Raw genomic sequence first — 12769 nt, forward strand, 5'->3', positions numbered from 1 at the left:
AGGACGACCCATAAGCCCAGGTAGGTAGAGTCGATAAGGCGTTGGGGCACGTTTGAGGGGGACAGATGGTGGAGTCGTTCGGCAGTCTGCTGCGGAGCCGTCGGCAGGCCGCCGGGCTCACCATCGAGGAGCTCTCCGACGCCTCGGGCGTCAGCGTGCGGGCCATCAGCGACATGGAGCGCGGAATCAGCCGGAGCCCGCAGCGGCGTACTGTCGAGGCGCTGGCCGAGGCGCTGCCGCTCGACGACGCGCAGCGGGCGGCGCTGGCGCAGGCGGCGCGGGCGGGACGGCTGCGCCAGGACGCCCCTGCTCAGGGCGCGTGTGAGCTGCCCCGCGGGGTGGGCGACTTCACCGGGCGGAGCCGGGAACTGCGCACGTTGCGCGACCTGGCGGCCCGTGCCGCGGACGCGGAGGCCGCCGGCGAGCCGGCCACGGGAGCGGCCGTCGTGGCGGCGGTCTCCGGCGCCGCGGGGATCGGCAAGACGGCGCTGGCCGTGCGTGCCGGCGGGCAGCTGGCGGACCTGTTCCCCGACGGCTGCTTCTACCTGGACCTGCGCGGCATGGACCCGATCCCGCTGGACTCGGGGACCGCGTTGTCACGGCTGCTCACCGCGTTGGGCGTGGCCGAGCGGCGGATCCCCGTCTCCGAGGAGGACCGCGCGGGCCACTATCGGGCCCTGCTGCGCGAACGGCGGTGCCTGATCATCCTGGACAACGCCGCGCACGAGAGCCAGGTGCGTCCGCTGCTGCCCTCGGCCGGTCCCGTGATGACGCTGATCACCAGCCGCCGGCCGCTGGCCGGGCTGGAGGGCGTGCACCAGCTCCCGTTGGCGCATCTGGCCGCCGACGAGGCCGCCGCGCTCCTGCGCTCGATCGTCGGCGCCGAACGTGCCGAAGCTGATCCTGACGGCGTGGCGCGGGTGGCGAGCTTGTGCGGGAACCTGCCGCTGGCGTTGCGTATCGCCGGCAACCGGCTGCAGAGCAGGCCCGGCTGGACGGCCGGGCACCTGGCCGAGCGGCTCGGCGATGAGGGACGGCGGGTGGAGTCGCTGTCGGCGGGTGACCTTTCCGTGGCCGCCGCCTTCGCATTGTCCTACCGGCAGCTCTCGCCGCCCGCGCGGCAGAGCTTCCGTCGCCTGGCGCTGGCGGCGGCACCGGATTTCGGGGTCCCGATGACCGCGGTCCTCACCGAACTCGGCCTGGCCGACGCCGAGGACGCCCTGGAGGAACTGGTCGACCTCGGCCTGCTGCTGTCGCCCTTCCCCGGGCGTTACCGCTTCCATGACCTGGTGCGGTTGTTCGCTCGCGCCCGGCTGTCGCAGGAGGAGCCGATCGAGGCCCAGCGGCGGGCGCGGCGGCGGATGGACGAGTGGCTGCTGGAGGTCGCGACGGTCGCGGGGCGCTGGTTCGAGCCCGACTACGGGGCGCCGCCGCCGGACTGGAGCGCGCTGGTCGAGCTGGACGACCAGCGGCAGGCCCGGGAATGGCTCATGGCGGAGGGCGAGGCCTGGTTCGCGGCTCTGCGTACGGCGGCCGGCCTCGGCGAGCACGCCCGGGTGGTCGAGGTCGCCGAGGCGATGCACTGGTTCTCCGACCAGTGGATTCACTGGGAGCACTGGCCCGAGATCTTCGGCCTGTCCGCAGCCGCCGCCCACGCGATGGACGACCGCAAGCAGGAGGCGGTCCACCTCAACTACCTGTCCTGGGCGCGTACCCACTGCCAGGCCCGCTACGACGAGGCGGAAGCGACCGCGCTGCGCGCGCTGGAGCTGGCCCGAGGTGTCGGCGACCTGCGCCAGCAGGGCTGGGCGCTGATCTACGCGGCCTGGGCGCTGTGGGGCCGCAACGATCGGGTGAGCGACGAAACCGCGCTGGACCACCTCCGGCAGGCGGCGGAGCTCTTCCCGGAGGCCGGGGACAGGGAAGGTTACGCCCAGGCCTTGATCGGTGCGGGCCACTGCTTGAACCGGTTGGGGAGGGTGGAGGACGCCGTCCGGCACAACCTGGCTCTGGTGGATCGGCTGCGCGATCCCGCCTTCGGCGGTTCCCCGGACCTCGTCGGTCAGGCTCTGGCGATGGTGCTGGACCAGGTGGGTGACGGCTACCGAGCACTCGGACGCTGGCAGGAGGCCGCCGACCATTACCGTGAGGCGTTGCGGGAGATGCGCGTGCCGATCGGCCGGGCCATGGCGACGTCGCTGACCAAACTGGGCCGCGCGCTGGTCGAGCTGGAGCAGGTGGAGGCGGCTCGCGAGGCGTTCAAGGAGGCGCTGGAGCTGTACGAGGCCGCCGGCGACACCGACCGGGCGGCCCAGGTGCTCGCGGAGCTTGACGCGGTGAGGCCCCTCACGGCTCCACAAAACGCTGGATGAACGTCAGGGCGGTGCCGCAGACCTCGCGCCAGCCGTGGTCGACGGTCAGCGAGTGGCCCCGGCCGGGCAGCTCGATGATCTCGGTCAGGTGCTGCTCGTTGCGAGCCTGCCTCTTGTAGGAGGCGTGCGCGGCGGCCCACGGGACGATGCGATCCAGCTCCCCGGAGATGAGCAGCAGCGGTCCCCGGTCCTTGGCGGTGGCATCGCACTCGCCCCACGGTCGCAAGTCCGTGGCGGGCGCCTGGAGCGGCGGTGCGCCCGGCGCGGGCACGACGAACGCCTCATACAGCCGCCCGGCCTCCTCCTCGCCGACCGCGTTGGCCAAGGCGCGGCGGAACTGCTCGTGGGTGAGCGGTGCGGTGCCGCTGACACGGGCCGGGGACATCGGTGACGGCAGCACCGCGGGCAAGGGCGACGGGCTGATCGCCACAGCGGCGCGGGCCAGGCCGCGTCCCGCGACGATCTGCGTCAGCAGGCCGCCGGCGCCATGGCCGACGACGGCGGGCCTGTGCTCCAGCCCGCCGATCAGGTCCGCGAAGTGGTCGGCCGCTTCGCCGCCAGGCCAGGCGGGGAGGACGGACGCGAATCCCGCCTCCTCGAACACGTCGGCCCAGCGCTTCCAGCTTGAGGGGAGCAGCCACGGATCGTGGACGAACACGACGGGGGTCCGGCCGGTGGCGTTGGCGCGGCGGACCTGGGCGAGGTCGGAAGTGGAGGGCATGAGTCCGTCCTGTCGGCGGGGAGTCGGCTGCCGCCGCTCGACGACGCCTGGCGACGATCGCGTTGCCGGAGGGAGCATCTCCGGGACGGTCGTTTCCAGGCAGTCGTCGAAGCGGGTGGGATCAGCGTGTGGCGCGTGCGGCCTTGTCGATGATCTCGGCGGTCTTGCCCGGCTGGGAGACCGACACGGCGTGGGAGGCCGCGACCTCGACCGTCGATGCGTGCGCGCGCCGCGACATCCACCGTTGGGCGGCCGGCGGGATGTTCCTGTCGCCGGTGGCGATCAACGACCAGGCCGGGATGGTCTTCCAGGCTGCGTCCGTCGCCTTCTCCTCCAGCGCGGCGACCGCGACGGGCCGCTGGGAGGCCGCCATCGCCGCAGCCTTGCGAGCCGGTACGTCGGCGGCGAACTGCTCGCGGAACTTGTCCTGCTTGATCGTCAGCTCGACCGCCGTGCCACCGCCCGGCAGCTGGTAGGTCCACTGCTGGGTGTTGGGCCCGAGGGTGCTGCCCGGGTATTTGTTCGACAGGGCCAGCGCGCTTTCACCCCTGTCCGGCAGGAACGCCGCGACGTAGACCAGGGCCTTGACCGAGGAGTTGCCTACGGCGGCCTTGCTGATCACCGCGCCGCCGTAGGAGTGGCCGACGAGGACCACGGGGCCCTTGACGTTCTTGAGCACACTGGTGAGATAGGCGGCGTCCCCGGTCAGGCCGCGTAGCGGGTTCGCGGTGGCGAGCACCGGATAGCCGTCCCGCTTCAGCTTGGTGATCACGCCTTTCCAGCTGGAGGCGTCGGCGAAGGCGCCGTGCACCAGCACGATCGTCGGCTTGGGCGGGGCGGCCGCCTCGGCGTGCGCGGGCGAGGGCGCGGCCAGTAGTGCGCCCACGGCGGTGGCGAGCCCGAGGGCGAGCGCCGCCTGGCGGCGAACCCGGTTGACTGCGACCTTGGTCATGATGTCTTCTCCTTCAGGGTGTGCGGGATCTCCGCGTGCGGGCCGCGACGCCAGGGCCGCGGCAAGGCTGGTCTCGCAGCCGGGGTGTTCGACACGGCGGGGGTGTGAGAAGGCGCGGGTAGCGCCGCCGTACCCCGGCCGAGGTCAGCGGATCGTCTTCGCGGCGGCGATGATCACGGCTGCCACCGCCTCTGGCTCCGAGGCCGGGATGGCGTGCGAGGCGCCGGGCAGTTCGACGCTCTGGCGTGAGCCGGCGCGTTCGGCCATGAAGCGGTGCGCGGCGAGCGGGATGTTGCGGTCCAGTTCCGGATAGACGAACCAGGACGGAATCGTCTTCCACGCCGGCTCGCCGGCGCCCTCGTTGAGCGCGACGGTGTTCAGCGGCCGCTGGGTCGCGGCGTCGAGCGCGGCGCGCTCGGCCGGCACGTCGGCGGCGAACTGCTGGTGGAACAGGTCCTGCCGGATGTACAGGTCGACGCTTCCGTCGGGCAGCGGCACCTCGGCCAGGGTCTGCCCGAGCGTCCCGCCGGGGTACTTGCCGGACAGCTCCCCGATGCTCTCACCGGCCTCGGGCGCGAACGCGGCGACGTAGACGAGGGCCCTGACGTGGTCGTGGCCGACTGCGGCGTTGGAGATGACGGCGCCGCCGTAGGAGTGCCCGACGAGCACGACCGGCCCCTTGACGGTGGCCAGGACGGCGGAGACACCCGCTGCGTCACCGGACAGGCTGCGCAGCGGGTTGCCCGCGGCGATGACCGGGTAGCCGTGCGCGTGCAGGCGCCGGATGACGCCGTTCCAGCTGGCGGACTCGGCGAACGCGCCGTGGACGAGAACGATGGTCGGCTGGGCCGTACCGGATGACATGATCGCTTCTTTCCGGCCGGGCTCAGCGGGTGGACAGGATCGTGGACAGGAAGTCGACGGCCTGACGGATCGCACCTTCGGCCGCGTGGGTGCCGCGCAGGGCGTTGAGCATCACGAAGTCGTGGATGGCACCCTGATAGCGCACGGCGGTGACCGGCACCCCGGCCTGCCGCAGCTTGTCCGCGTAGGCTTCGCCCTCGTCGCGCAGTACGTCGGCCTCGGCGGTGATGACCAGCGCCGGGGGCAGGCCGGTCAGGTCCTCGACGGTGGCGCGCAGCGGGGAGGCGGTGATCTCGGCGCGCTGGGCCTCGTCGGTGGTGTACTGGTCCCAGAACCACTGCATGGCGTCGCGGCGCAGGAAGTAGCCTTCGGCGAACTGGTGGTAGGAGCCGGTGTCGAAGGAGGCGTCGGTGACCGGGTAGAACAGCACCTGCCCGAGCAGCGGCACGTCGCCGCGCTGCTTGGCGGTCAGGGTCAGCGAGATGGCCATGTTCCCGCCGACCGAGTCGCCGGCAACGGCGATCCGCGAGGCGTCCAGGTCGTGCTCGGCGCCGTGCCGCACGATCCACTGCGCGGCCGCGTAGTTCTCGCCGATCGCGACCGGATACCTCGCCTCCGGGGAGAGGCTGTAGTTGGAGAAGACGACGGCGGCGCCGGTGCCGGCGGCCAGTTCGCGAGCGAGCCGGTCATGGGTGTGGTCGTTGCCGAACACCCAGCCCGCGCCGTGCACGTAGAGGATCACCGGGAGCGGCCCGCTGACGCCTTCCGGCCGGTAGATCGTCAAGGCGGGTTCGCCGAGGGTCTGCCGGGTGGTGCCGGACACGACGATCTCGGGGCTCTGGACCTCGTCGACGGCCTTGCGGCCCTCGACCGGGCCCAGATCGAACAGGTACGGCGGGTTCGCGGTCGCCTCGACGAACGCTTGCGCCGCGGGTTCGAGAACTGGTTTGTGCATGGTGGAGGCTCATTTCCTGTGTGGTTGACGTTGCCTCGTGCGGCGATCCCGCGAAGCGGGTCGACGTCGGCAAGGGCTGATCAGCGGCAGCACCGCCGCGCTGAACACCTCGGGCCGGTACGCCGACAGGCCGTCGACGAGCCGGGCTTGACCGGCCACCGGGAGGCTTGCTGGGTCAATCACACCGTGCGCGGGCGCTGCGGAACAGGCGGAACCACATGCAGAAACACTCCCGCAGGCGGTTCCGCCGCTGTTCAGCCGGTCGACGTACCGGCCCGGCCGGGGGCGACCGGGTCACCCACGCCACCTACCAGACCGTGCTGGGCACAGCCCCTCCCTCAGCGAGGTTGATTAAGGCGATGAGGTCAGCGCCCGCGACGCGACGTCAGCGGCCCGGAGCGCGATCACGGCTAATGAAGGACACGCACCGCGCCACCGCTTCCTCCGCCGCCGGGCGACGTTCACGCCCCTGTGCGGTTGGCCCATCTGCCGGCCGAGCAAGGCTGTACCGAGGGCGACCACAACGTCGCCGCCCTCGGGGGCGAGGAAGCGTACGGCCAGGAGGTCGGTGTGGAGATGGCCGAGGACGGCGGAGGTCACGCAGGCCCCTTGCGTCGGGCATGTGAGCCACCTGGTCCCCGAACGCCAAGATCCAGGCTTCGCCATCTCTCCTGAACCTGTCTGCTGCGAAATCACCGACATCCTGGGCATGGCGGACTGCCTTCACCGAAATGGACGCACGCCCCTGCCGGCTCGCCCGTCACACCGATCAAGACCATCCGGGGGAAGACCGAGGCGAGCAGCCGGGCCACGTTCTGGGCGCCCATGATGGCCTTGGCCAGTTGCGGGGCCTGCCGCAGCCATCGCCCACCATCGACACATCGGCAGCCGTCAGGGTCTACGCTGTGGCGCGCGGCCCCCGCCCGATCTTGGTTTGTCTTCACGAACTCCGAACGATCATGCGGTGGCCGTTGCCGCGTGACCCGATCCCACAAGATCGCGAACTGTCACCGAAGCAGTAGTCATGGACTCCCGGAACCGTCAGGGCCTGGTGAGTCACCACCGGATCCCGGCCGAGGTGCCCGGCCCGGCGGCCGGGCACCGGTCGTCGGGTCACTTGACGATGATCTCATGGGTGGCCTGGGCCGGCCCGGTCCCGCCGTCCCCCGCATAGCTCGCGAGGTAGCTGTACCTGCCGGCGTTGGCGGGAATGTCGGTGAACGTGTAACTGCCGTCGGCGTTCACCCTCACCGGCGGGAGCTTGACGGCCTTGCCGCTGGTGCCCTTGACGTACAGGGTGCGCTGCACGGTGAGCGTGGACCCCGGAGAAGGCGGCCTGCCGCCCCCCGCCAGGACGCCGCTCAGCTCCACGGCCGTGCCGGCGACGCCGGACTGTGGCCCTGTCAGGGTGAGCGTGGCTTCGCGCTTGACCGTCACGAGGCCGGAGGCGCTGCTGCGGCGGTGGCCGTCGTCGCCGTCCCAGAACACCCAGTAGATCACCTCGCCGACGTACGGCGGCAGCTCGAAGACGGGCGTGTCCTGGAAGGTGAACGTGCCGTCCTGCCGCGTCGTCACGCCGGTGATCGGCAGTTTCGTCCAGCCGGGCTGGTACTGGATCACCGTGAGCGGCTTGAGCCCGAGCGCCTCGCCATCGGCGCTGGTGAGCCGCCCCTCGACGGTGATCGGCGAGCCTACGTACGCGACTGCGGGGGCCGTCACCGTGAGCTTGGTGGCCGGTAGCGCGACGCCCGTCACCCGCCACAGCAGCAGCCGGTCCGTGGAGCTGCGCAGCAGCGCGAAGACGTCCGTGCCGGAGAACGCGACGCCGTCCGGGAGCAGTTCGGCGTCGGGCTGGTCGACGGCGAACAGCTCCGCGCCCGTCGCGGCGTCGTAGAGGGTGAGGTCGGTGCTGCCCCACGGGCCTCCGGCCGCGACGTACGCGCCGTCCGAGCCGAGTGCCACGGAGGACAGGTACCCGTTCCAGCCGTCGCCGTAGGTGCCGGTCGCCGCCAGGGTCCTGGTGTCGTACCTGGAGAGGTGACCGGGGGCGTCGGCCGCGCTGAACAGGGTGCCGCCGTCGGAGCTCAGGGTGAGATCGCGCAGGGAGTCGATGTGCGACTCCTCGCCGTCGATCGTGCCGCGCAGCGCGGGAGCGCCCTCGCCGAGGTCATAGACCAGCATGTCGGCGTGGTGCAGGGCGGTCTGGCCGACCACGAGCGTGTCGCCGGCGGCCGCAAGCACGGGAGGCCGCAGGTGCTCGCCCCCGACAGCCACGGGCGCCGGGACGCTCGCGCTGAGATCCAGGCCGACGACGCCGCCGGGGCCGTTGTCGCATCCGTGCCCCACCCACAACCGCTCGCCCAGCAGCGCCAGGGTGGACGGGCAGGGGTGGGCCGACAGGTCGATCCGGCGGGTGACGGCGAGGCTCGCGGTGTCGATCTCGGCGACCTCGTTCGAGGCGGTGACAGCGGCGTACAGGCGGGTGCCGTCCGCGTTCAGGGCCAGCTGCTGGACGCCGGGCAGGCCGGTGACGACGCCGCCGGTCAGGTTTCCGTCAGTGTCGGCCACGATGATGCGGTCGCCGGCGGGCACGAACACCCGGCCGCCGCCGACGGCCAGGTCCGCGGCGTAGGAGTCGGCGACCCCGAGGTCGGTGGTGGTGCCAGCCGCCGAGGCGGCGGGGGCCGTGACAGTAAGCAGGCCGGTGATCAGGCCGGCGGCGCCGCAGTAAGCGGCTAATCGGCGAACCAGGGATGGGGGCATGAGAGCCTCCTGCCAAGATGGGAACGTGTGTTCTAATAACGTCTCATGGGTGCTCCCGCGTCAAGATCATCCGGCCGTGCGACACCAAACCGTGATCAAGCACCCTCCGGCCTTCGGGACCGGACCGATTGTCGGTGCGCGCTGACAAAGTCGCCGCCATGACGATTCCCCTCACGTGGGTCCGCGCCGTCCGCGGCCCGGCGGATTGATGGGCACCTTCTGCCAGATCACGCACTGCGGCGCGAGCAAGAGCCTTTCATGTGCTCACTCGGGGGCTCGCGCCACTTGTTCTCGTGGCCCACGGCAGCATCGGGCTTGTCGTGGGCCACTCCAGCCGGTGCCGGGACGAGCCCAGCCAGTCCCGCTCCGCAACAGCTGAAGTGTGAGGGAGGACAGGCACCTGGCGCCTGCTCGCTGCCCGCCTCCCTCACACCCCGCTTTCGCTGCCCGCCCGTGCCGCCCCTGTGCCCCCGGCCGGCAGCCGCCCATCCTGGGGCCTGTGCGCGGCCCAGGATGAGGCCGTGGGACGGCGTCCGGTCCTGCTGTCCAGCCACGCCGTCCCACGACCGTCCCGCCAGCTCGGCGAACACCGCCATGAACGCCCCCGGGGGGAGGGGAGGACTCGAAGCTTGCCTGCGACTCCAGCATCCTGCCTGACGGCTACTGGCCCTACTGCTCCACGCTCTGCGGAGACTGCCGCCTTCGGCGTGCCGAAGATCACCGCAACGGAGTGGAGGACCTCGTCCTGGCCTCCATGGCGCGGGCCGGTCACCCCCTCCCGCAGGCGCCCACGCCTCGCACCGAAGCTCCCAGGCCGACCGCGGCTTCGGTCCAGCCCGTGCGCTCTGGGCGTGCTCTCCCTCTGACGTTGTCCCGGTGGGAGTGACATGAACCTGCCGGTGCTACTGATCCACGCAGCTGCGCGCCCCACCTTTGGCATGGCTCGCAGTTTCCCGCCCCGATGCGCGGCCCGGCATCGGGACGGCCCAGCTGAGGGGAGGCGGGTCCCGCCGCCCCTCGGCTGCCCTTACGAGTCGCCTCACCCTCCGAGGACTCCCATGCCTGTCCCGCCCCCTGCTCCTGATGGCGGGCTTCTATGGCTTTGTCCCGCCCGGTGAGGAGCCGCCACGCTGGCCATGGCTGATACGGCTGCTGGACGGCTGCGATCGGCTGCGATCTGAGGCGGCCCCCCCGCATCAGCTACCGTGGCGCCGAACTCAGGTAAGGGCATGCACGCGCCGCCCCAACGGTAGGCGAGGCCCGCTTGACGAGCGGCACCATGACTGTCACGCGCAAGGCCGATACGGCACTCCCGAGCTCAGCGAGCCCTGGACCAACCCCATCTGGGCTTTTGACACGTCAGGCGACGAGGCCCGGGCAGTGGCGGCAGGCTCGCTCGCCGCCCTCGCCGGTGGCGGGGGATCCTGCCATCCTCACGAAGTGGCCGGCTCGGCCGTAAGCGGCGGCGACGCTGAGTCCGCCGGCGATGCGCGCGATCACCGCGGCGGGGGATCCGAACGCCTGCGGGCGTCATCAGACCGGGTCTCTACGCTCGCGTTCCCCGCCTTGCGCGGGCAGTGCGCATCACCGCGATCAGCACGGCTGCGACAGTGACGATCAGCAGACCCGCCATGGCCGCGAACCTCGTCTCGGGCGCGTTCAGCCATGCCTTCAGTTCTCGTCCCGCCCTGCGCGCCCTTGCTCCGCCAATGGCGGGGACCCTGTCGGTCATCAGCGAGACGATCTCCGCAGTGGCCTGGCGATCTGTGGCCGCGGCGGGCACGGCCGGCGGGCGAGGATGCGTCCGCGGGTCTGGAGCGTTCATCACCGGCCCATTCCCCGCTCACCTCGCTCCTGAACGTCCACCGCGGTGCGCGGAGAACGCGGGCTGTGGAGTCACCTCGATCGGCGTGGAGGTGAAGTGGCTGGAGAGGCGCATCGCGGCCGAGCACTCAGCGGTCCGCCCGGCATGTTCCGCACCGAACTGACCGTCACCGAGCCTGCCTGTGTTGTGGCGACCGCGCCGGGGCCACTGCATCCTGTTCCTGGACGATCCGTACAGGTCCTGGTGGTCGGCAGCGCGGTTTCTCGTGCCTGAAGCGCAGGTGACCTCTAGGCTGACCTGCCAGCAGACATACTCGCCCACATGGGGACGCCTCATGAAAGGACTGGCTTGTCATCGCTTCGTATGCACCATCAGTACTACACCGGCGCGACTGTGATCACGATCGCCGGAGAGATCGATCTGGCCAGCGCCGGCCGCCTGCGTCAGTACCTCGCCGAGGTGGCCTGGTTGCCCGCCGAACATCTGATCCTGGACATGACCGACGTCGCGTTCATGGACAGCACCGGCTTGAGCGTGCTGCTGACGGCCTACACCGCGGCCCGACAGCACGGCGGCATGGTCCATCTGGCCGGCCTGCACGGTGCCCCCGCCCGCCTCATCGAGATCACGCGACTGACCGACCATTTCCGGCTGCACCCCAACACCAGCACCGCGCTGGCTGCCTTGACGACGGGCTGAACTCACGGCGGTTGCCATGCGCAGCTCCAACTCGGGACCGGCATGTCAGGGCGAGCCGGCCTGTGGTCACGACGTCCAGGCGATCATCGCCGCGGCTGACCCCTCGTGTGGGCGCCAGTACGGCAACACGTCAAACCGGCACGTCGAGGAAGACCTCGAAAGCGGCCTCGCGTTCGTCCTTCGGCGTCAAGCGGTAGAACGCGGCCGCGGTCTGGTCATCAAGCCGATGCGGAGCCCTGCACGTCGGGTGCACTTGCTGCCGGCAGCCCAACTCCAGAAGGGCCTGGCTGACGAACTGGCCTCTGAGCTGCAAGTCTGATCTCGACGGAGTGAGCACGTCAGACTGACCCGGCGCCACTGGCGCGCGACTATCCAGCAGCATGCCGAGAACATCGGTTGTCATCGAGCACGGTTCGCGCCGGATGGACTGAGACGTCAAGGTCGGTGCGTTCCAGCGGTTCCTGGGCCCGAGGCAGATCGAAGTGGGGCCGCGAGGCCGGCGGCCGAGGCCTGCGACAAGGGAGGAACCCAGTCCATGCTGACCCGTCTACAGCACTGACGTGAAGTCAAGCGGCTTCGGCCGGTGAGTCGCCCCGCTGGGCGACAATGCCGGATGTGATTGTGGACAAGGCGATTTACCGCGACGGCGTACGCCACACCATCCGCGGCGACATCAGCGACGCCTTCGGCGACGCCAGGGCTCGGGGCGGCTGCTTCCTGTGGATCGGCCTGCACGAGCCCAGCCAGGAGGAGTTCGACCTGATCACGAGCGAGGTGAAGCTCCACCCTCTGGCGGTGGAAGACGCCATCCACGCCCATCAGCGTCCCAAGCTCGAACGTTACGGCGACACTCTGTTCGTGGTGCTCAAGACGCTGCTGTACGTGGAGGACGGTTCCGACATCGAGGTCGGCGAGATCAACCTGTTCGTGGGCGCGGACTTCGTGATCAGCGTTCGGCACGGGCAGGCCAACCCGCTGACACGGGTGCGCAGGCGGATCGAGGCCGACGCCGACCTCATGGCCATCGGGCCTGCCGGAGTGCTGTATGCGATCTGCGACCAGGTCGTCGACACCTACTCGGAGATCTCCCACGAGATCGAGCACGACCTCATCGTGCTGGAGCGGCGCATCTTCAGCGGCGAGCAGGCCGACGTGACCGAGGACATCTACTCGCTCAAGCGCGAGGTGCTGGAGTTCCGGGCCGCGCAAGATCCACTGATCCCTGTCCTGGAGGAGATGGTCAAGGGGCGGGTGGAGTTGTGCGTCGCGGCCCGCGACCAGTTCCGCGACGTACTCGATCATCTGCTGCGGGTGGACGCCGCCGTCGACGAGCACAACGAACTGCTCACCAACGCCCTGAACGCCCACCTGGCGCTGGTGGGTCGCGAGCAGAGCGCGGCGGCCATGCAGCAGAACGCGGACATGCGCAAGATCTCGTCGTGGGCGGCGCTCATCGCCGTTCCCACCATGATCGCGGGGGTGTATGGCATGAACTTCGACCACATGCCCGAACTGCACTGGCTGCTCGGTTATCCGCTGAGTCTGGTGGTCATGGTCATCGCCGTGATCATCGTGTACCGGCTGCTGCGCAGGAGCGGGTGGTTGTGAACGACACCGC

General features: G+C 70.7%; 9 protein-coding genes. 3 read left to right on the forward strand and 6 right to left on the reverse strand.

Annotation, left to right across the window (positions count from 1 at the left end; genetic code table 11):
• Positions 1–65 precede the first annotated feature (65 nt).
• Positions 66–2372 carry a tetratricopeptide repeat protein gene (locus ACIBQ8_RS48225; RefSeq protein WP_397195548.1) on the forward strand — a complete coding sequence of 769 codons (2307 nt, stop codon included), beginning with the start codon at positions 66–68 and terminating at the stop codon, positions 2370–2372.
• Here the strand turns inward: ACIBQ8_RS48225 and ACIBQ8_RS48230 are convergent.
• From ACIBQ8_RS48230 to ACIBQ8_RS48250, 5 genes are all read right to left on the reverse strand, one after another.
• Positions 2347–3093 carry an alpha/beta fold hydrolase gene (locus ACIBQ8_RS48230; protein WP_397195549.1) on the reverse strand — a complete coding sequence of 249 codons (747 nt, stop codon included), beginning with the start codon at positions 3091–3093 and terminating at the stop codon, positions 2347–2349. The two genes, ACIBQ8_RS48225 and ACIBQ8_RS48230, sit on opposite strands and share 26 nt — an antisense overlap.
• Positions 3094–3214: 121 nt before the next feature.
• Positions 3215–4045 carry an alpha/beta hydrolase gene (locus tag ACIBQ8_RS48235; protein ID WP_397195550.1) on the reverse strand — a complete coding sequence of 277 codons (831 nt, stop codon included), beginning with the start codon at positions 4043–4045 and terminating at the stop codon, positions 3215–3217.
• A 144-nt stretch (positions 4046–4189) separates the two neighbouring features.
• Positions 4190–4909 carry an alpha/beta fold hydrolase gene (locus ACIBQ8_RS48240; protein ID WP_397169221.1) on the reverse strand — a complete coding sequence of 240 codons (720 nt, stop codon included), beginning with the start codon at positions 4907–4909 and terminating at the stop codon, positions 4190–4192.
• A 22-nt stretch (positions 4910–4931) separates the two neighbouring features.
• A complete protein-coding gene (locus ACIBQ8_RS48245) occupies positions 4932–5864 on the reverse strand; it encodes an alpha/beta hydrolase (protein ID WP_397195551.1) in 933 nt (310 codons plus the stop codon).
• Between the two features lie 1113 nt (positions 5865–6977).
• Positions 6978–8627, reverse strand: coding sequence for a hypothetical protein (locus ACIBQ8_RS48250; protein ID WP_397195552.1), 1650 nt, complete (start codon positions 8625–8627; stop codon positions 6978–6980).
• Positions 8628–10815: 2188 nt separating this feature from the next.
• Here ACIBQ8_RS48250 and ACIBQ8_RS48255 point away from each other — a divergent pair.
• Positions 10816–11151 (forward strand): STAS domain-containing protein, encoded by a 336-nt coding sequence (locus tag ACIBQ8_RS48255; RefSeq protein WP_397169216.1) that lies wholly within the window; start codon positions 10816–10818, stop codon positions 11149–11151.
• Between the two features lie 130 nt (positions 11152–11281).
• On the opposite strand, the gene ACIBQ8_RS48260 is transcribed toward ACIBQ8_RS48255, so the two are convergent.
• A complete protein-coding gene (locus tag ACIBQ8_RS48260; protein WP_397195553.1) occupies positions 11282–11533 on the reverse strand; it encodes a hypothetical protein in 252 nt (83 codons plus the stop codon).
• Between the two features lie 224 nt (positions 11534–11757).
• On the opposite strand from ACIBQ8_RS48260, the gene ACIBQ8_RS48265 reads away from it, so the two are divergent.
• A complete protein-coding gene (locus ACIBQ8_RS48265; protein WP_397195554.1) occupies positions 11758–12759 on the forward strand; it encodes a magnesium and cobalt transport protein CorA in 1002 nt (333 codons plus the stop codon).
• Positions 12760–12769: the final 10 nt, after the last annotated feature.

The sequence above is a fragment of the Nonomuraea sp. NPDC049646 genome, from assembly GCF_044465525.1.
In the GTDB taxonomy this organism is placed as follows: Bacteria; Actinomycetota; Actinomycetes; order Streptosporangiales; family Streptosporangiaceae; genus Nonomuraea.